This is a genomic window from Vogesella oryzae, from assembly GCF_902829295.1.
In the GTDB taxonomy this organism is placed as follows: domain Bacteria; phylum Pseudomonadota; class Gammaproteobacteria; order Burkholderiales; family Chromobacteriaceae; genus Vogesella; species Vogesella oryzae.
Genome location: NZ_CADEPL010000018.1, coordinates 99,927 through 118,218, shown reverse-complemented (window position 1 = coordinate 118,218; position 18,292 = coordinate 99,927). Strand labels below are relative to the sequence as shown.

17 protein-coding genes are annotated in these 18,292 nt (G+C 64.7%); 13 read left to right on the top strand and 4 right to left on the bottom strand.

Annotation, left to right across the window (positions count from 1 at the left end; translation table 11 throughout):
* The first annotated feature begins 11 nt into the window (after window positions 1-11).
* The 4 genes from narH (at window position 12) to HU218_RS07405 (ending at window position 5,164) form a co-directional block, all read left to right on the top strand.
* Window positions 12-1,562: a nitrate reductase subunit beta gene (gene narH, locus HU218_RS07420; RefSeq protein ID WP_174874304.1), complete on the top strand. Its 1,551-nt coding sequence runs from the start codon at window positions 12-14 to the stop codon at window positions 1,560-1,562.
* Window positions 1,563-1,567: 5 nt separating this feature from the next.
* Complete coding sequence (narJ, locus tag HU218_RS07415; protein ID WP_174874303.1) at window positions 1,568-2,230, top strand: nitrate reductase molybdenum cofactor assembly chaperone; 663 nt, start codon at window positions 1,568-1,570, stop codon at window positions 2,228-2,230.
* Window positions 2,231-2,304: 74 nt separating this feature from the next.
* On the top strand, window positions 2,305-2,991 hold the full coding sequence (gene narI, locus HU218_RS07410; RefSeq protein WP_174874302.1) for a respiratory nitrate reductase subunit gamma: 687 nt from the start codon (window positions 2,305-2,307) through the stop codon (window positions 2,989-2,991).
* Window positions 2,992-3,184: 193 nt separating this feature from the next.
* Window positions 3,185-5,164, top strand: coding sequence for a methyl-accepting chemotaxis protein (locus HU218_RS07405; RefSeq protein WP_174874301.1), 1,980 nt, complete (start codon window positions 3,185-3,187; stop codon window positions 5,162-5,164).
* 295 nt (window positions 5,165-5,459) lie between these two features.
* Here HU218_RS07405 and HU218_RS07400 read toward each other — a convergent pair whose 3' ends face one another.
* The 4 genes from HU218_RS07400 to HU218_RS07385 form a co-directional block, all read right to left on the bottom strand.
* On the bottom strand, window positions 5,460-5,612 hold the full coding sequence (locus HU218_RS07400) for a hypothetical protein (RefSeq protein WP_174874300.1): 153 nt from the start codon (window positions 5,610-5,612) through the stop codon (window positions 5,460-5,462).
* Between the two features lie 16 nt (window positions 5,613-5,628).
* Window positions 5,629-6,207, bottom strand: a complete 579-nt coding sequence (locus HU218_RS07395) for a LexA family protein (RefSeq protein WP_174874299.1) — start codon at window positions 6,205-6,207, stop codon at window positions 5,629-5,631.
* A 173-nt stretch (window positions 6,208-6,380) separates the two neighbouring features.
* The gene (locus HU218_RS07390; RefSeq protein ID WP_174874298.1) at window positions 6,381-6,989 is read right to left on the bottom strand and encodes a class I SAM-dependent methyltransferase; all 609 of its coding nucleotides are present in this window, start codon (window positions 6,987-6,989) and stop codon (window positions 6,381-6,383) included.
* A gap of 25 nt (window positions 6,990-7,014) precedes the next feature.
* Window positions 7,015-7,626 carry a YecA/YgfB family protein gene (locus tag HU218_RS07385; protein WP_174874297.1) on the bottom strand — a complete coding sequence of 204 codons (612 nt, stop codon included), beginning with the start codon at window positions 7,624-7,626 and terminating at the stop codon, window positions 7,015-7,017.
* Window positions 7,627-7,715: 89 nt separating this feature from the next.
* On the opposite strand from HU218_RS07385, the gene HU218_RS07380 reads away from it, so the two are divergent.
* The 9 genes from HU218_RS07380 to HU218_RS07340 all read left to right on the top strand — a co-directional run bounded on the left by HU218_RS07380 (window position 7,716) and on the right by HU218_RS07340 (window position 18,249).
* On the top strand, window positions 7,716-8,630 hold the full coding sequence (locus HU218_RS07380; RefSeq protein WP_246210802.1) for a pseudouridine synthase: 915 nt from the start codon (window positions 7,716-7,718) through the stop codon (window positions 8,628-8,630).
* Window positions 8,627-9,241, top strand: a complete 615-nt coding sequence (gene mobA, locus HU218_RS07375) for a molybdenum cofactor guanylyltransferase MobA (RefSeq protein ID WP_174874296.1) — start codon at window positions 8,627-8,629, stop codon at window positions 9,239-9,241. The genes HU218_RS07380 and mobA overlap by 4 nt, the downstream gene beginning before the upstream one ends.
* A gap of 94 nt (window positions 9,242-9,335) precedes the next feature.
* Complete coding sequence (locus HU218_RS07370; RefSeq protein WP_174874295.1) at window positions 9,336-10,625, top strand: voltage-gated chloride channel family protein; 1,290 nt, start codon at window positions 9,336-9,338, stop codon at window positions 10,623-10,625.
* A 193-nt stretch (window positions 10,626-10,818) separates the two neighbouring features.
* Window positions 10,819-12,072, top strand: coding sequence for a sarcosine oxidase subunit beta family protein (locus tag HU218_RS07365; RefSeq protein WP_174874294.1), 1,254 nt, complete (start codon window positions 10,819-10,821; stop codon window positions 12,070-12,072).
* 11 nt (window positions 12,073-12,083) lie between these two features.
* A complete protein-coding gene (locus tag HU218_RS07360; protein WP_174874293.1) occupies window positions 12,084-12,380 on the top strand; it encodes a sarcosine oxidase subunit delta in 297 nt (98 codons plus the stop codon).
* A complete protein-coding gene (locus HU218_RS07355) occupies window positions 12,377-15,397 on the top strand; it encodes a sarcosine oxidase subunit alpha family protein (protein ID WP_174874292.1) in 3,021 nt (1,006 codons plus the stop codon). Before HU218_RS07360 ends, HU218_RS07355 begins: the two co-directional genes overlap by 4 nt.
* Window positions 15,390-16,070: a sarcosine oxidase subunit gamma gene (locus HU218_RS07350; protein WP_174874291.1), complete on the top strand. Its 681-nt coding sequence runs from the start codon at window positions 15,390-15,392 to the stop codon at window positions 16,068-16,070. The genes HU218_RS07355 and HU218_RS07350 overlap by 8 nt, the downstream gene beginning before the upstream one ends.
* A gap of 77 nt (window positions 16,071-16,147) precedes the next feature.
* Complete coding sequence (locus HU218_RS07345; protein WP_217450749.1) at window positions 16,148-17,116, top strand: dipeptidase; 969 nt, start codon at window positions 16,148-16,150, stop codon at window positions 17,114-17,116.
* A gap of 77 nt (window positions 17,117-17,193) precedes the next feature.
* On the top strand, window positions 17,194-18,249 hold the full coding sequence (locus HU218_RS07340; protein ID WP_174874290.1) for an HAD family hydrolase: 1,056 nt from the start codon (window positions 17,194-17,196) through the stop codon (window positions 18,247-18,249).
* Window positions 18,250-18,292 lie beyond the last annotated feature (43 nt).

Genomic DNA, 18,292 nt, shown 5'->3' with positions numbered 1-18,292 from the left:
GGAGCAAGAACATGAAAATCCGTGCCCAAATCGGTATGGTGCTCAACCTCGATAAATGCATCGGTTGCCATACCTGTTCGGTAACCTGCAAGAACGTGTGGACCAGCCGCGACGGTATCGAGTACGCCTGGTTCAACAACGTCGAGACCAAGCCGGGTATCGGCTATCCCAAGGAATGGGAAAACCAGGACAAGTGGCAGGGTGGCTGGGTGCGCCGCAGCGACGGCAAGCTGGAACCGCGCCAGGGCGGCCGCCTGAAGATTCTGGCCAACATCTTTGCCAACCCGAACCTGCCGTCCATCGACGAGTACTACGAGCCGTTCACCTACGACTACGAACATCTGCAGAACGCGCCGGAAATGATCACCCCGCCGACCGCGCGGCCGGTGTCGGTGCTGACCGGCAAGAAGATGGACAAGATCGAATGGGGCCCGAACTGGGAGGATGACCTGGGCGGCGAGTTCTCCAAGCGCGCCAAGGATGCGCTGTTCGACGGCATCCAGAAGGAGATGTACTCGGCGTTCGAGAACACCTTCATGATGTACCTGCCGCGCCTGTGCGAGCACTGCCTGAACCCGGCCTGCGTCGCCAGCTGCCCGTCCGGCTCCATCTACAAGCGTGAAGACGACGGCATCGTGCTGATCGACCAGGACAAGTGCCGCGGCTGGCGCATGTGCGTGTCCGGCTGCCCGTACAAGAAGATTTACTACAACTGGACCACCGGCAAGGCCGAGAAGTGCATCTTCTGCTATCCGCGTATCGAGGCCGGCCAGCCGACGGTGTGCTCCGAGACCTGCGTTGGCCGCATCCGCTATCTGGGCGTGCTGCTGTACGACGCCGACAAGATCGAAGCCGCTGCCAGCGTGGAAGATCCGAAGAGCCTGTACGAAGCGCAGCTGGGTGTGTTCCTCGATCCGAACGCGCCGGACATCATCGCCGAAGCGAAGAAGCAGGGCATTCCGGAAGCCTGGATCACCGCCGCGCAGAAATCGCCGGTGTACAAGATGGCGATGGAGTGGAAGGTGGCCTTCCCGCTGCACCCGGAATACCGCACGCTGCCGATGGTGTGGTACATCCCGCCGCTGTCGCCGATCCAGTCGGCGCTGGAAAATGGCCTGATCGGCGAGAACGGCATCATCCCGGACGTAAAAGACCTGCGTATTCCGATCAAATACCTGGCCAACCTGCTGACCGCCGGCAAGGAAGAACCGGTAGTGCATGCGCTGGAAACCATGGTGGCGATGCGCCGCTATATGCGCAGCAAGAGCGTGGACAAGGTGGTGAACCCGGCGACGCTGAAAGGCACCCACCTTTCCGGCGCACAGGTGGAAGAGATGTACCAGGTGATGGCGATCGCCAATTACGAAGACCGCTTCGTGATTCCGTCCAGTCACAAGGAAATGGTGGAAAACACCTTCGACGACAAGGCCAGCTGTGGCTTCAGCTTCGGTAACGGCTGCTCCGGCGGCACCTCCGATTCCAGCCTGTTCGGCAAGAAGAAGGCGTCCCCCATTGTGTTCCACGACATGCGCCGCGACCGCAAGGCCAACGCCGGAGGCTGACCATCATGCATAACCCGATGATTTATCGCGCGCTGGGGGCCCTGCTGGGCTACCCGCAGCAGGAGCTGATCGACGCGCTGCCGGAAATCCGCGCAGTGCTGGCCGGCGACGAGGACGTGGCACGCGGTATCGAGCCGCTGCTGCAACAGTTGGCCGCAACCGATCTGATCGAGCTGCAGCAGAACTATGTGCAGGTGTTCGACCGCAGCCCGTCGCACTCGCTGCACCTGTTCGAGCACATCCACGGCGAGGACCGCGCCCGCGGCCAGGCGATGGTGGACCTGATCGAGGAGTACAAGGCGCACGGCTTCGAGCCGGTGAGCGAGGAGCTGCCGGACTACGTGCCGCTGTTCCTGGAATTCCTGTCGCTGTGCGAAGCGGAGGAGGCCAACCGTCTGCTGGGCGACGCGGTGCATGTGCTGGCGCATGTCGCCAAGAAGCTGGCCGACAGTGGCAGCCACTACGCCGGCGTGCTGGATGCGCTGGTGTGGCTGTCGCCGGTGGCGCCAGAGCCGCTGACCGTGCCGCCGATCCGCGACATGGACGAGGCGCTGGAGACCTTCGGCCCCGGCATCGATGGCGTGGAGCCGTTGCTCAAGCCCGGTCTGCCGCAGATCGCCCCGGTCAACTTCTATCCCAAGGGTAGCGGCCCGGCCGCCTGCCATTAATCCGCTGCGGCCAACGTCTGCCGGGGCGGGAGGCTGTGACGCCCGTCCGGGTTGGCCGCAACAAGGAGAAAGACATGGACTACTTGCATCAATTCGTTTTCGGGATCTACCCGTATATCGCCTTGGCGATTTTCATCCTGGGTAGCCTGGTGCGCTTCGAGCGCGAGCAATACAGCTGGAAGAGCGAGTCCAGCCAGCTGCTGCATCGTGGCAGCCTGCGCGTGGGCAACATTCTGTTCCACCTCGGCATCATCGGCCTGTTCTTCGGCCACGCCGTGGGTCTGCTGACTCCGGTAGCGGTGTGGGACGCACTGGGCGTGGCACATAGCTTCAAGCAAGTGTTCGCCATGACCGCCGGCGGCATCATGGGCGGCCTGTGCCTTATCGGCGTGCTGATGCTGCTGCATCGCCGTTTCAGCAGCGACCGTCTGGCGGCCAACACCACCTGGCGCGACAAGCTGGTACTGCTGTGGATTCTGGCCACCTTGCTGTTGGGCCTGTCCACCATCGTGGTGTCCTCCCAGCATCTGGATGGCCACGAAATGGTGCTGTTGATGACCTGGGCACAGCATGTGATCACCTTCCGCGGTGATGCCGACCAGTTCATCGTCGCCGCCTCGCCGATTTTCAAGCTGCACCTGTTCATGGGCATGAGCCTGTTCCTGATCTTCCCGTTCACCCGTCTGGTGCACGTGTGGAGCGGTTTTGGTGCCGTCACCTACCTGGGCCGTGCCTGGCAGCTGGTGCGTCCGCGCGGCTGATAGTTGTTGTTTCTGCGCAATAGCCATGCCTTGGTGGCATGGCTATTTCTTTTCTTATTTTGCGCTGCAACAAAATTGCGGCACGATGTTTGCATTAAGTTTTACTAAAAACAGAAATGCCATCTAAAAACAACTGCATGGCGTCTGAAAAAAACCACCCCGTGTAACAACCCCCCGTGTATTGGAGCCCACCATGCTTTCACGACTCAACCTAGGCCCCAAGCTGCTGCTGCTGGTGCTGCCGTTTGCCGTGATGACCTTTGTCCTTGCCGGCGTCTTTTCCTTCCAACAGTACACCTCGCTGCAAGAGATGCGCTATGCGCGCCAGCTGGTGGACGTAGCCACGCGCTCGTCGGAGCTGATCGACAGCCTGCAGGCCGAGCGCGGGCTGACTAACGGCTTCATGAACGGGCAGGGTGCGGTGCCGGATGCGCTGGTAGCGGCACGGGGCAAGAGCGATGCCGCGCTGCAGGCGTTTACCACCCTGGCAGGCGAGCACGACGGTAACGTCGGCAGCATGGCGGCCGATGCGGCCAGCTCGATTCAGAGCCTGCTGGGCAAGCGCAGCAGTATCGATAGCCGCAGCGTGCCGGCCGCCGAGGTGTTTGCCGACTTCACCCGCAATATCGAACGCCTTACCGGCATTGCCGCCGCGCTGCAGGGGGCCAGCAATGACCCCAACGTGCTGCGTTATGGAAATGCGCTGTCCAACCTGCTGTGCGTGAAAGAGCTGGCCGGTCGCGAGCGCGGCTACGTCAATGGCGTGCTGGCCGGCGGCAGTTTCGATCAGGCCAAGTTCGCGCAGGCCGAATCGCTGAAGGCGCAGCAGGATGCCTGCCTGACACAGGTGCAGTTGCTGGCGCCGCCGGCGCTGCTGCAAATCCTGCAGCCGCTGCTGAGCGCGCCGGAAGTGACTGCCGTGCAGGCGCTGCGCGACGCGGTTTACGGCACGCCGCTGGGCAACGCGGTGGAAACCACGCCGCAGCAATGGTTTGCCGGCACCTCGGCCCGCATCGGCAAGCTGAAGGCCGCGCAGGAAGCGCTGCTGGCCGATGTGCAGCACAATGTGGACGCACAGGTCAGCCAGGCCGGCGTCAATCTGGGGCTGACCCTGGGCGGCACTGCCGCCATTACCCTGTTGCTGCTGATCGGCGGCTTTGCGGTGTACCGCAGCATCCGCCGCCCGGTGCTGCAGCTGGAGGGCATGATGGCGCAGATGAGCCATAACCTCGATCTGGGGGTGCGTGCCAATCTGCAAGGCAATGACGAGATCGCCCGCATGGGCCGTGCGCTGGATGCGCTGGTAGATGCCTTTGCCGGTACGCTGAAAGTGGTCAAGAGCAATGCCCACCAGCTGCAGCAGGCGGCCGGCGCGCTGCAGGGGGTGTCCGAGCGGGCGGCGGGCGCGGCCGAGGCGCAAAGCAACTCCTCGACGCAGATTGCCGCCGCGGTAGAGCAGATGTCGGCCGGTATCGCCGCGGTGAGCGACAACACCCAGCAGAACCTGCAGGTAGCGCGCCAGATGCAGCAGGGGGTGCGTGGCGGTCGCGAGCGCATGCACGCCACGACCCAGGCGATCCAGGGCACGGCCAACACCGTGGACGAGGCCGGTGCCATGATCATCTCGCTGGCGGAAAAGTCGCAAAACATCCGCCAGATCATCACCGCCATTCGCGAGATTGCTGACCAGACCAACTTGCTGGCGCTGAACGCGGCAATCGAAGCGGCGCGTGCCGGCGAAATGGGCCGCGGCTTCGCCGTGGTGGCCGACGAAGTGCGCAAACTGGCGGAACGCACCGGCAAGGAGACGGTGGAGATTGCGCAGCTGATCGAGGTGATTACCAGCGAGACGCAGAATGCCGCCAGCCGCATGCAGATTGCGCGCGGCCAGATGGACGACGGCCTGACGCTGGTCGCGGATACGCTGCGCGAGCTGGACGCCATTCACGAAGAGGCAGAGCAGACCGCCGGCAAGAGTCAGGACACCGCGGTGGCGATGCAGCAGCAGACAGCCGCCAGTAGCGAGGTGGCAGTCAACATCAGCCGCATTGCGGCGCTGGCGGAAGACAATGCCAGCATCGTGCTGGAGGCAGCAGAACTGTCCGAGCAGCTCAATCGCACTTCCGGCGACCTGGTGTTGCAGGTCGATCGCTTCAAGCACACCTCGGCCTGAGTATCCTTAACGGCTGAAATACAGCGGCCACCGGCAGGTGGCCGTTTTGTTTTGCTGACCGTGGGTGGCGTGGGGTCAGACGCGATATGCATGGTAGCGTGCCGGGTGTTGTCTGGCAGGGATTGGCCTTGATGCTGGTGGTACCTGGCGGCACGCTGCTGTCATCCGGAGGTGGCGGGAGTGTCGTGCAGCGGCGGTGGCGAGTTTTGATGCTGCCGCGATGATGAAAAGCAAACGGCCACCCGCAGGTGGCCGTGGTGGGGCGGCACAAGGTTGGCCGCAAGGTGGTGGCGGATCAGCCGACAAACTCTACCGGTACAAAGTAGCTGCGCCCCGGGCGGGTAAGCAGCACTTGCGGCTGGCCTTCCACCACGTTGCGGAAGGCGCGCGGCAGGCGTTTCCAGTCACGGAACATCATCTTGATTGCTTCGTTGCCTTGCTTGCTCATGTCTATCTCCTTGCCATCAGTCCACGGCGTGGATCACGTTGGTCACGACACCCCAGATAAAGAAACTGGCGCTTTCTGGCACTTCGATCGGTTTGAAGTCCGGGTTTTCCGGCAGCAGGCGGATGCGGCCGGCGGAGCGCTCCAGCCGTTTTACCGTCAGCTCGTCGTTGATCACCGCCACTACTACCTTGCCGTTGCGAGGCTCCAGCGAGCGGTCTACCACCAGCATGTCGCCATCGTGAATGCCGGCGTTGATCATCGAATCGCCTTTTACCGTCACCAGAAAGGTGGATGCGGGTTTGCGCACCAGATGCTGGTTCAGGTCGATGTCGGCTTCTTTCAGGTCGTCGCCCGGCACCGGCGAACCGGCGGGTACCCGGCTGGCGAATAGCGGCAGCGACAGGTTCTGCAGTGCCTCGCCCAGTAGCGCGATGTCACCGGCGTCGTTGTGGCGCAGGCTGCGCAGGGTGCGGTATTCGTCCAGCCAGCTCTCCAGCAGCGGCTTGAGCGGCTCCGGTACCCGCATGGCGATTGTCTTGTCACCGCCGAAGCGCGACTTGCGGCCGGCCCCTTCGCGTTTTCCACCTTGTGTCATGGCGTCCTCCTGATGATTTGATTATGTACGAATTCAAATAACAAGGCAAGCCGATGTTGGCATTACCGCCGGCAGGTGTGGTTTTTTGGCAATCGCCAGCGGCAGCGGCACGTTGCTGCTGCCGGCAAGGGTAAAGACGCTCCGCCGGCTGTGGCGGCGGAGCGGGGGAAGGGTCAGGGCTTGCGGGCAACGACCTGCAGCACGGCAGAGCGGCCGGTGTGGAAGCTGCCCTCGATGACTTTGCGCTCGGTCTCGGCAAACTGCAGCAGCTCGAGTCCGGCCAGCTCGTCCTGCACGATGGCCGGCTCCAGCAGCATGTCGACATCCTTGGGGCCGCCGGTGCCGAAAGCCAGCTGGCGCGGGGTGTAGCCTTCCATGATCAGCAGGCCGCCCGGCTTGAGCGCGCGAACCGCTGCGGCCAACACCTGCCGGCGCAACGGGGTGGGCAGGTGGCAGAACACCGACACGATGGCATCCCACTGCGCTTCACCCTGATCGTACTGTTCCAGGTCGGCGAGGCTGGCGGTGACGGCGAGGCCGGCGGCGTCGGCGCGCTGCAACAGCTTGGCAAGGCCGGTCCAGGCGGCATCCACCGCGGTGAGCTGATGGCCGAGGCCGGCGAGGTACACCGCATTGCGGCCTTCGCCTTCGCCCAGGCTCAGCACCTTGCTGCCGGGCGGCAGGCGGCCGGCCTGCTGGCGCAGAAAGTCGTTGGGCGCATCGCCATAGGCGTACTCGGGGCTGGCAAAGCGCTGGTTCCAGAACGTGGCAACGTCACTCATGGCATTTCCTCGGGGTGGCTGAGACTTACTCTTCTTCCGCTTCGATCTCGGCGGCGATACGGGCGCGGACGGCGGCAAAGAACTGGTAGATCTGCGGCACGGCCTCGCAGATCTGCGCCAGCCACAGGTCTTTCTGTTCGCGGCTGGCACCCTCGAGGAACGGGCGCATTTCCGGGTCCGGATGGCGTTCGAACGCCAGCGCCAGAATCGGTGCCAGTGCCGGGCCGGCCTCGGCATCGTCAAACAGCAGGTTCCAGTCTTCGTGCATCAGCTGCATGCCGTCGTAGAAGCCTTCCGCCCAGTCGTTGCCATGCACCTCGCCGTCAGCGTCGGCAGTCAGCCACGGCGCAAAGTCACGCTTGCGCTGCAGGGTGTGGGCGATGTCGTGCCAGTGGCCGCTGACCAGACGGGCAAACTGTTCGATGGCCTTGGGGCTGCTGAAGGCGTCTTCATCCTCGAAGGCGCTGCCCAGGATCAGCGGCAGGCACTCTTCCGGTGGCAATGGCTCCGGGCCGGACAGCAGTGCGGCAAAGAAACCGTCCAGCCGCTCCAGGCTCATGGCCCCCTGGGCGGCAAAGCGTTGCAGGGTGGTTTCCAGGCGCTGGTAATCCTGGTCGCTGAGCGGGGCGTGTTTCATGTCGGCAATCCGGCGAGGGGGTAAGGCGGGCATTATCCGCTAAAATTGCCGACTTGCGCCCGCGCCGCGGGTTTTGTGATGGAGAGAATGTGTCCGCTGCCGATTGTCCGCTGCCACCGCGTGACGGTGTCCACGCCAGCTGCGTGGTACTGCCGCAGCAACACTGGCCCAGTCTGCTGGCCTATCTGCGCCAGCGCTTTGCCCATGTTGCCGACAGCTGGCAGCACAGGTTGGCCGCGGGCGAAGTGTGGGATGACTGCGGCCAACCCTTGACGCCGGCTGCGCCGTATATGCCGGGGCAGCGCATCTGGTACTTCCGCGAAGTGGCTGACGAGACGGCGGTACCGTTCGAGATCGACATCCTGCACCGCGACGACCGGCTGCTGGTGGTGGACAAACCGCATTTCCTGGCCTGCGTGCCCGGCGGCCGCCACCTGCGCGAGACGGTGCTGACGCGGCTGCGGCGCGATCCGGCGCTGGCAAACGCTTCGCCGATTCACCGCCTGGACCGCGAAACCGCCGGCGTGATGCTGTTCTGCCTCGATCCGGCGGCGCGCGGTGGCTACCAGCGGCTGTTCGAGGCGCGCGCGGTCTACAAGAGTTACGAGGCGATTGCGCCGTACCGTGCCGACCTCGCATTGCCGTTGCAACATCGCAGCCGGCTGGAGGAGCTGCCGGGCGGCTTCGTGATGCGCGAGGTGGCCGGCGAGCCGAACAGCGATACCCTGATCGAGCTCATACAGCGGCGCGGCGACTGGGCGCAGTACCGGCTGACGCCGGGCAGTGGCAAGAAGCACCAGCTGCGCGCGCATCTGGCGGCGCTGGGCATCGCCATCGCCAACGATCCGTGGTATCCGGATTTCAACAACGACAAGGCGGCGGACGATTTCTCACGCCCGCTGGCGCTGCTGGCGCGGCGCATCGCCTTTACCGACCCGTTCGACGGCAGCGAGCGGGTATTCGACAGCCGCCGCCAGCTGGCGTGGCCGGAGGACAACACATGATGCAACTGACGGGGCCGGCGCAACTGGGCGGCCTGTTGCTGGCTGGCGGCGAAGGCCGCCGCATGGGCGGGGTGGACAAGGGGCAGCAGCTGTTGTGCGGCCAACCTTTGGCGGCTCACGTGCTGGCGCGACTGGCACCGCAGCTGGGCTGGCTGGCGATCAGCGCCAACCGCAGTCTCGACGCCTATGCCAGCTTCGGCTTGCCGGTGTGGCCGGACGCGGCCGCCTGGCAGGGCATGGGGCCGCTGGCGGCGCTGGCCACGGCGGCACAGCGGCTGCCCGCCGGCATCGCGCTGCTGCAGCTGGCGCCGTGCGATACGCCGGACCTGCCGGCGGAGCTTGCTGCGACCTTGGCCGCCGCGCTGACGGCCGGCACCGCCGACATCGCGCTGCCGGTGACGGCGCAAGGCCCGCAGCCGGCTTGTCTCTTGCTCAAGGTCTGCGTGCTGGCCAGCGTGGCGCCGTATCTGGCCAGCGGGCAGCGCAGTATCCGCGGCTGGCTGGCCGGCCAGCGGGTGGTGGAGGTGCCGTTTGCCGATGCCGCAGCCTTTGCCAATGCCAACGATGCGGCGACGTTGGCCGCACTGACGGCGGGTCGTCACGCTGGCTAAAGCATGCGGCCAACGTGGCCGCATGCTGTCTGGCTGGGCTACACTGCCGCTTTGATCCGCCGGCATTGCTGCCGGCGCTACCTACCGGATGTCCATGACGCACCCCATTCATCCCGAACCTGTGCCGCTGCTGCCGTATATCGGCAAGTGGCTGTTGCTGTCCGCCGCGGTGGCCGCGCTGTCCGGCAGCGCCTCGGCCGTGTTCCTGTTCGCGCTGGAGTGGGCCACCGCCACGCGCGAGGCGTCGCGCTGGCTGCTGTGGCTGTTGCCGCTGGCCGGCTTTGCCGTCGGCTGGCTGTACCTGCGCTACGGCCAGCAGGTGGAGGCCGGCAACAATCTGCTGATCGACGAAATCCACGATCCGAAGAAAGTGATCCCGCTGCGCATGGCGCCGCTGGTGCTGGGCAGCACGGTTATCTCGCACCTGTTCGGCGCCTCGGTGGGGCGCGAGGGTACCGCGGTGCAGATGGGCGGCGCGCTGGCTGACCAGCTGACGCAGCTGCTGCGGCTGCGGCACGAGGACCGCCGCATCATCCTGATGGCCGGCATCAGCGCCGGTTTCGCCTCGGTATTTGGCACGCCGCTGGCCGGTGCGGTGTTCGGGCTGGAGGTGCTGGCCATCGGCCGCCTGCGCTACGACGCCATCCTGCCGTGCATGCTGGCGGCGATTCTCGCCGACCAGGTGTGCCTGCTGTGGGGCGTGCAGCATACCCATTACCTGGTGCCGCACATTCCGGCGGTCAGCGCCTGGGGACTGGCGGCGATGCTGCTCGCCGGCGCGGTGTTCGGTCTGGCCGGCAAACTGTTTGCCGATGCCCCCCATGCGCTGACGGCGGGGGTAAAGCAGTGGATTGTCTACCCGCCGCTGCGGCCGCTGGTCGGCGGCCTGCTGCTGGCGGTGCTGGCCTGGGCATTGCCGCTGGACCGCTATCTGGGACTGGGTATTCCGACCATCGTCGAAGCGTTCCAGCAGCCGCTGGCGCCGTACGACGCGCTGGTCAAACTGTTGCTGACCGTGTTGTCGCTGGGTTCCGGCTTCAAGGGCGGCGAGGTGACGCCGTTGTTCTACATCGGCGCCACGCTGGGCAATGCGCTGGCGCCGCTGCTGCAGTTGCCGTTGCCGCTGCTGGCCGGCATCGGTTTTGTGGCGGTGTTTGCCGGTGCGGCCAACACCCCATTGGCGTCCACGCTGATGGCGGTGGAGCTGTTCGGCAGCGACATCGGCGTCTACGCCGCGCTGGCCTGCGTGGTCAGCTATCTGTGTTCCGGCCATTCCGGCATCTACAAGGCGCAGCGGCTGGGGCAGGGCAAGCACCGGCCGGTGCCGGAAGGCATGAAGCTGGGCGAGGTGTCCGACAGCAATCCGCCGCCGCCCAATAGTTGAACCCGCGGCCGTGGCAGTGGTCATGGCCGTAATTTTGCTGTTTTCCGGCTGCGCCAGTCGCGTGTGGCCAGGCTGCAGATGACTTGCCGATTTCTTGTCGTAAATCAACAAGTGCTCGTCTGCTGCAAGCTATCGGCTCCGTCCCAAGTCGCCAAGAATGTCCTCACCCTGGCACTTAGACACGGATACGTCCATGGCAAACCGTTACTCCTTCTGGAGCCTGCTCAAGCACGGGCTCAAACATCACGAAACCTGGCAGCCGGCGTGGCGCACGCCGCAGCTCAAGCCGCGTTACGACGTAATCATCATCGGCGGTGGCGGTCACGGTTTGGCCACCGCCTACTATCTGGCCAAGAACCACGGCGTGAAGAACGTGGCGGTGCTGGAGAAAGGCTATCTCGGCGGTGGTAACACCGCCCGCAACACCACCATCGTGCGTTCCAACTACCTGTGGGACGAATCGGCGCACCTGTACGAGCACGCACTCAAACTGTGGGAAGGGCTGTCGCAGGAGCTGAACTTCAACGTGATGTTCAGCCAGCGCGGGGTGATGAACCTCGGCCACACCCTGCAGGACATGCGCGACATCGAACGCCGCGTCAACGCCAACGTGCTCAACGGCATCGACGGCGTGATCCTGTCGCCGAAAGAAATCCAGGACATCGTGCCGCTGATGGATGTCAGCGCCAGCACCCGCTTCCCGGTGATGGGCGCCAGCTACCAGCCGCGCGGCGGTGTCGCCCGCCACGATGCGGTGGCCTGGGGCTTTGCCCGTGGCGCCAGCGAGCTGGGCGTGGATCTGATTGAGCAATGCGAAGTGACCGGCATGATCATCGAGGATGGCCGCATCAAGGGTGTACACACCACCCAGGGTGACGTGTTTGCCGATCGCGTCGGTTGCGTGGCCGCCGGTAGCACCTCCACCCTGGCCAAGATGGCCGGTGTACGCCTGCCACTGGAAAGCCACCCGCTGCAGGCTTTTGTGTCCGAATCGATGAAGCCGTGCCTCGACACCGTGGTGATGTCCAACGCGGTACACGGTTATGTCAGCCAGTCCGACAAGGGCGAGCTGGTGATCGGCGCCGGTATCGACAGCTACCTGGGTTACGGCCAACGTGGCAGCCCGCACGTGATCGAACACACCGCCGCCGCCATCATCGAGCTGTTCCCCAGCTTCTCGCGCGTGCGCCTGAACCGTCAGTGGGGCGGCATCGTCGACGTGGCGCCGGATGCCTGTCCGATCATCGGCAAGTCGCCGGTGAAGGGGCTGTACTTCAACTGCGGTTGGGGTACCGGTGGCTTCAAGGCCACGCCGGGCTCGGGTCATGTGTTCGCCCACACCATAGCCAACGATGCGCCGCATCCGCTGAACGCCGCCTTCGCGCTGGACCGCTTCAGCACCGGCCATCTGATCGATGAACACGGCGCCGCCGGCGTAGCCCACTAGGAGAGCCCCCAATGTTCCAGCTTCATTGTCCGCACTGCGGGGCGACCCGCGAAGAAGAAGAATTCAGCTATGCCGGCGAGGCCTATATCGCCCGCCCGGCCAACCCGGAAGAGGCCAGCGACGCGGAATGGGGTGACTACCTGTTCATGCGCAAGAACACCCGTGGCTGGTTCTGGGAGCAATGGCAGCACACCGCCGGCTGCCGCAAGGTGTTTGTCGTCAAGCGGCACACCGCCAGTTATCAGATCGCCGGCAGCTGGACGCTGGCGGAAGGCAAAGCGCATTACCTGAAGGAGAGCGAAGCATGAGCGCCTACCGTGTCCATCGCAACAGCCAGCGCATCGATAGCCAATCGCCACTCAAGTTCACCTTCGACGGCAAGCAGATGCAGGGTTTCGCCGGCGATACCCTGGCCTCGGCGCTGATCGCCAACGGCGTCAAGCTGATCGGCCGCAGCTTCAAGTACGGCCGCCCGCGCGGCATCATCGGTCATGGTTCGGAAGAACCGAACGCGCTGATCCAGCTGGAAACCGGCGCTTACACCGTACCGGACCTGAAAGCCACCCAGGTGGAGCTTTATCACGGCCTGTCCGCCACCACCACGACCGGCTTCCCGTCGCTGCACTTCGACCTGAAGGGCATGGCCGGTACTTTTGCCCGTTTCATGCCACCCGGCTTCTACTACAAGACTTTCATGGGTCCGGTAAAGGCCGCCTGGCCGCTGTACGAGAAGATGATACGCATGGCGGCCGGCTATGGCCGCGCCCCGGTGGAAGCCGACCCGGAATACTACGACCACCTGCACCACCACGTGGACGTGCTGGTGGTGGGCGGCGGTGCCTGCGGTCTGTGGGCCGCTACCCTGGCAGGCCGCGCCGGTCTCAAGACCCTGCTGGTAGACGAACAGAACGAAGCCGGTGGCTGGATGCTGTCCGATGCCAGCGCCCGTATCGACGGCAAGCCGGCGATGCAGTGGGTGAACGAGCGCCTGGCCGAGCTGGATAGCCTGGGCAATGTCACGGTACTGCGCCGCACCACCGCCTTCGCGCTGCACGAGCAGAACCTGGTGCAGGCACTGGAACTGTGCCAGGACCACCTGCCGATCGGCAGCCGCAACCCGGGTCAGCCGCGTCAGCGCCTGCACAAGATCCGCGCCCACCACGTGGTGCTGGCCGCCGGCGCCATTGAGCGCCCGCTGGTCTACGGCAACAACGACCGCCCGGGGGTGATGACCGCCGCCGCCGGCCAGACCTACCTCAACCGCTACGGCGTGGCCGTTGGCCGCAACGTGCTGCTGATGACGCACAACGACGCCGCCTACGACGCCGCCCGCGACCTGGCCGAAGCCGGCAGCCGCGTGACGCTGATCGACACCCGTCTGCGCGGTGCCGCCGACTGGCGCCAGCAGCAGGCCAAACAGGCCGGCGTGGAGCTGATGCTGGGCTACGGCATTGCCCAGGTACACGGCAAGACCGCCGTCAGCGGCGCGCAGCTGGTACAGCTTGACCCGTTCACCAACACCGTGCGTGGCAAGGGCCCGCGCCTGTCGGCCGACAGCATCCTGTCCTCCGGCGGCCTGACTTCCACCGTGCACCTGTTCTGCCACAACACCGGCCGCCCGTACTGGAAAGAGGAAAGCCTGTCCTTCGTGGTGCCGGATGAGGGCCGCCAGGGCATCAGCTGTGCCGGTGCCATCACCGGCCGCTGGGAGCTGTCCAGCGCGCTGGCGCAGACCCACGCCGCCACCAGCGCCATGCTGGCCGGCTTCGGTCGCAGCACCCACGGCGACTGCCCGCAGGGTGACGAGCACGAGGTGGCCGCCACCCGCCGCCTGTTCCGCGTGCCGGACGGCCTGGCCGAAGGCCACGGCGCCAAGGCGTTTGTCGACTTCCAGAACGACGTCTCTGCCGCCGACATCCACCTGGCAGTGCGCGAGAACTACCGCTCCATCGAACACGTGAAGCGCTACACCGCGCTGGGCTTCGGTACCGACCAGGGCAAGCTGTCCAACGTCAACGGCTTCGCCATCGCCGCCGAGGCACTGGGCAAGCCGATCTCCGCGGTGGGTACCACCACCTACCGCCCGGCCTACACCCCGGTAACCTTCGGCGCGCTGGCCGGCAGCCACAAGGCCGACACCTTCGAGCCGCGCCGCTACACCGCGATGCAGGCCTCGCACCTCAAGCGTGGCGCGCTGTTCGAGACCGTCGGCCAGTGGATGCGCCCGTGGTACTTCCCCCAGGGCAAGGAAACGATGCACCAGGCGGTGGACCGCGAATGTCTGGCCACCCGTAACAGCGTCGGCGTGATGGATGCCTCCACCCTCGGCAAGATCGATGTCAAAGGCCCGGACGCGCGCGAGTTCCTCAACCGCATCTACTCCAACGCCTGGAGCAAGCTGGACCCGGGCAAGTGCCGCTACGGCCTGATGTTGGACGAGAATGGCATGGTGATGGACGACGGCGTGACCGCCTGCATCGCCGACGACCACTTCCACATGACCACCACCACCGGCGGCGCCGCCCGCGTGCTGAACTGGCTGGAACGCTGGCACCAGACCGAATGGCCGGAACTGCAGGTGCGTTTCACCTCCACCACCGACCACTGGAGCACCACCGCGGTGGTGGGGCCGAAGAGCCGTGCCGTGCTGCAGAAACTGTGCAGCGACATCGACCTGTCGGCCGAGAACTTCAAGTTCATGGACTGGCGCGAAGGCACCGTCGCCGGCGTACCGGCCAAGGTGTTCCGTATCTCCTTCTCCGGTGAACTGGCGTACGAGATCAACGTCGATGCCTGCTACGGCCACTACATCTGGGAACAGGTGATGGCGGCCGGTGATGAATTCGGCATCACCCCGTACGGCACCGAAACCATGCACGTACTGCGTGCCGAGAAGGGCTTCATCATCGTCGGTCAGGATACCGACGGCTCGATGACGCCGATGGATCTGGCTATGGGCTGGGCAGTGGGCATGAAGAAGCCGTTCAGCTTCCTCGGCAAACGCTCGCTGAGCCGCTCCGACACCGTGCGCAGCGACCGCAAGCAGCTGGTGGGTCTGTACACCGAAGACCCGAAAGTGGTGCTGACCGAAGGCGCGCAGATCCTGTCCACGCCGGACGCCACGCCGCCGGCCGCCATGCAGGGCCATGTCACCTCCAGCTACCACAGCGCCTTCCTCGGTCGCTCCATCGCCATGGCGGTGCTGAAGGGTGGCAGCCAGCGCAGCGGCGACACCGTGTATGTGTGGGCGCAGGGCAAGATGCACCCGGCCAAGGTGGTTTCCTCCGTATTCGTCGATCAAGAAGGGGTGCGTCAACATGCCTAACTTCCAACCCTATCTGCAGTCCCCGCTGGTCAACTTCAACCTGCCGGCGGAAACCGTGCCGGCCGACAGCAGCCAGCAGGTGCGTGCCAACGAGCTGCCGCTGCTGGGCTACATCGCCATCCGTGGCGAGCTGGCGGATGCCGCCATCGCCGCCGCGGTGAGCAGCGTGACCGGCGCCAGCGTGCCGGCCGCCGGCCAGTTCAGCACTGGCGACGCCGGTGTGCTGGTGTGGGTGTCGCCGGACGAACTGCTGCTGGTGACCCGCCGCGCCGAACTGGCGCAAAGGTTGGCCGCATTCGAGGCGGCCTTTGCCGGCCTGTTCGCCCATGCGGTGGACAACAGCGGCGGCCTGACCTGCCTGTCGCTGTCCGGCAGCGAGCACGTCACCGTGCTGCGCCACATGGGGGTGTACGACTTCGAGTCGCTGGCGGTGGGCCAGGCGGTGAGCACCGTGCTCGGCAAGGCCGGCGGCACCGTGCTGCGGCTGGAAGACGACGGCGTGTTCCTGATCATCCGCCGCAGCTTTGCCGACTACCTGTGGCTGCTGTTGCGCAAGGTGTGCACCCCGTACCGCTTTGCGGTGGCCAAGCTGGCCGAATCCGGCAGCCATCCGCTGTTGCGGCTGCTGGACAAACAGCACGCCGCCCCGGCACGCAAGGCGGTTACCGCCTGACCCGCCGCTGACCATTCTGCCCGGCGGTGCGCCAGTCGCACCGCCGCGGCCAACTCTTGCCCGGAGGAAACACCATCATGTCATTGCATCAAGACAGCATCGTCATTGACGGCCTGATCATCGCCAAGTGGGAGCGCTCGGTTTTCGAGGATATGCGCAAGGGCGGGCTGACGGCGGCCAACTGCACCGTGTCGGTATGGGAAGGCTTTGCCGATACCGTCAGCAATATCGCCGAGATGAAGCAGAAGATCCGTCAGTACGACGAAATCCTGTCGCTGGTACGTACCACCGACGACATCCGCAAGGCCAAGGAGCAGGGCAAGACCGGCATCATCCTCGGCTTCCAGAACGCGCATGCCTTCGAGGACAACATCGGCTACATCGAGGCGTTTGCCGACATGGGCGTGCGCGTGGTGCAGCTGTGCTACAACACGCAGAACCTGATCGGCACCGGTTGCTACGAGCGCGACGGCGGCCTGTCCGGCTTCGGCCGCGAGGTGATCGCCGAGATGAACCGTACCGGCATCATGGTCGATCTGTCGCACGTCGGCGGCAACACTTCCAAGGAGGCGATCCTCGAATCCAAGAAGCCGGTGTGCTACTCGCACTGCCTGCCGTCCGGCCTGAAAGAGCACCCGCGCAACAAGAGCGACGAGGAGCTGAAGTTCATCGCCGACCACGGCGGCTTTATCGGCGTCACCATGTTCCCGCCGTTCCTCAAGCGCGGCATCGAGGCCACCGTCGACGACTACGTCGAGGCGATGGACTACGTGATCAACCTGGTGGGCGAGGATTGCGTCGGCTTCGGTACCGACTTCACCCAGGGCTACGACAAGGGCTTCTTCGACTGGATCACCCACGACAAGGGCCGTTATCGCCGCCTGACCAGCTTCGGCACCATTCTCAATCCGGAAGGCATCCGCACCATTGGCGAAACGCCCAACCTGACCGCTGCCATGGAAAAGGCCGGCTGGAGCGAAAGCAAGATGCGCAAGGTGCTGGGTGAGAACTGGCTACGGGTTTTCGGAGAAGTGTGGGGGGGATAAACCCCGGTTTGCCCGGCATACACGGTATGCCGGGTTTTTTATTGCCGGCAGAAGCATGCCGTTCATGGAGTGTGCTGATGAATCGATTCAAACGCGTTGCCGTATCGCTGTCACTACTGCTGGCTGCCGCCGGCAGCCAGGCTACCGAGCTGGTCCACTGGCCGGCGGAAGCCGCTGCCAGGCTCAACAGCCTGATTGCCAAGCAGGCCAACAAGGGACAGTACGCGGTGTTCGACATGGACAACACCACCTACCGTTACGACCTGGAAGAGTCGTTGCTGCCGTTTCTGGAAATGAAAGGCGTGCTGACCCGCGACAAGCTGGACCCGTCGCTGAAGCTGATTCCGTTCAAGGACAGCGCCGGCTTCAAGGAAAGCCTCAACAGCTACTACTACCGCTTGTGCGAAGTGGACGATCTGGTGTGCTACCCGTGGGTGGCGCAGGTGTTCTCCGGCTTCACGCTGAAGGAGCTGAAGGGTTATGTCGACGAGCTGCTGGCTTACGACAAGCCGATTCCGATCAAGTACTACAGCGGCGACAAGGTGGTGGACGGCACGGTGAACCGGCCGCAGCTGTATACCGGCATGCAGGAGCTGTACAACAAGCTGCAGGAAAACGGCATCGAGGTGTATGTGATGACCGCGGCCAGCGAGGAGCTGGTGCGCATGGTGGCCAGCGATCCGAAGTATGGCTACAACGTCAAGCCGCAGAACGTGATCGGCGTGAACATGCTGCTGAAGAACCGCCAGAGCGGCGAGCTGACCACCTCGCGGTTGCAGATCAAGAAGGGCAAGTATGACCAGAAGGCCAACCTGGATCTGGAGCTCACTCCCTACCTGATGAACCCGATGACCTGGTACGAAGGCAAGCTCGGCAGCATCGTCGGCTGGATCGACCAGTGGAAGAAGCCGGTGCTGGTGGGCGGCGACACGCCGATTTCCGATGGCTACATGCTGTTGAATGCCACCGACGTGGAGAAAGGCGGCATGCGGGTGTGGGTAAACCGCAAGGCCAAATACATGCCGGCGATGCAGGCGTGGTGGGAGAAATCCGCGCAGCAGCAGCAGGCGCTGGGCCAGCCGGTCACCGCCGACAAGAACTGGCTGGTGGTGAAACCGGAAGAAATTCAATAACACGCGCCGTTCAGGCGCGGCAAAAGGGCAGCTTCTCGTCATT

Coding starts and splice junctions, on each gene's coding strand:
- HU218_RS07340 (WP_174874290.1), top strand. CDS start 17,194: ATGAATCGATTCAAACGCGTTGCCGTATCGCTGTCACTACTGCTGGCT.
- HU218_RS07365 (WP_174874294.1), top strand. CDS start 10,819: ATGGCAAACCGTTACTCCTTCTGGAGCCTGCTCAAGCACGGGCTCAAA.
- HU218_RS07345 (WP_217450749.1), top strand. CDS start 16,148: ATGTCATTGCATCAAGACAGCATCGTCATTGACGGCCTGATCATCGCC.
- HU218_RS07355 (WP_174874292.1), top strand. CDS start 12,377: ATGAGCGCCTACCGTGTCCATCGCAACAGCCAGCGCATCGATAGCCAA.
- narH (WP_174874304.1), top strand. CDS start 12: ATGAAAATCCGTGCCCAAATCGGTATGGTGCTCAACCTCGATAAATGC.
- mobA (WP_174874296.1), top strand. CDS start 8,627: ATGATGCAACTGACGGGGCCGGCGCAACTGGGCGGCCTGTTGCTGGCT.
- HU218_RS07350 (WP_174874291.1), top strand. CDS start 15,390: ATGCCTAACTTCCAACCCTATCTGCAGTCCCCGCTGGTCAACTTCAAC.
- HU218_RS07385 (WP_174874297.1), bottom strand. CDS start 7,626: ATGAAACACGCCCCGCTCAGCGACCAGGATTACCAGCGCCTGGAAACC.
- HU218_RS07390 (WP_174874298.1), bottom strand. CDS start 6,989: ATGAGTGACGTTGCCACGTTCTGGAACCAGCGCTTTGCCAGCCCCGAG.
- HU218_RS07395 (WP_174874299.1), bottom strand. CDS start 6,207: ATGACACAAGGTGGAAAACGCGAAGGGGCCGGCCGCAAGTCGCGCTTC.
- HU218_RS07405 (WP_174874301.1), top strand. CDS start 3,185: ATGCTTTCACGACTCAACCTAGGCCCCAAGCTGCTGCTGCTGGTGCTG.
- HU218_RS07360 (WP_174874293.1), top strand. CDS start 12,084: ATGTTCCAGCTTCATTGTCCGCACTGCGGGGCGACCCGCGAAGAAGAA.
- HU218_RS07400 (WP_174874300.1), bottom strand. CDS start 5,612: ATGAGCAAGCAAGGCAACGAAGCAATCAAGATGATGTTCCGTGACTGG.
- narJ (WP_174874303.1), top strand. CDS start 1,568: ATGCATAACCCGATGATTTATCGCGCGCTGGGGGCCCTGCTGGGCTAC.
- narI (WP_174874302.1), top strand. CDS start 2,305: ATGGACTACTTGCATCAATTCGTTTTCGGGATCTACCCGTATATCGCC.
- HU218_RS07370 (WP_174874295.1), top strand. CDS start 9,336: ATGACGCACCCCATTCATCCCGAACCTGTGCCGCTGCTGCCGTATATC.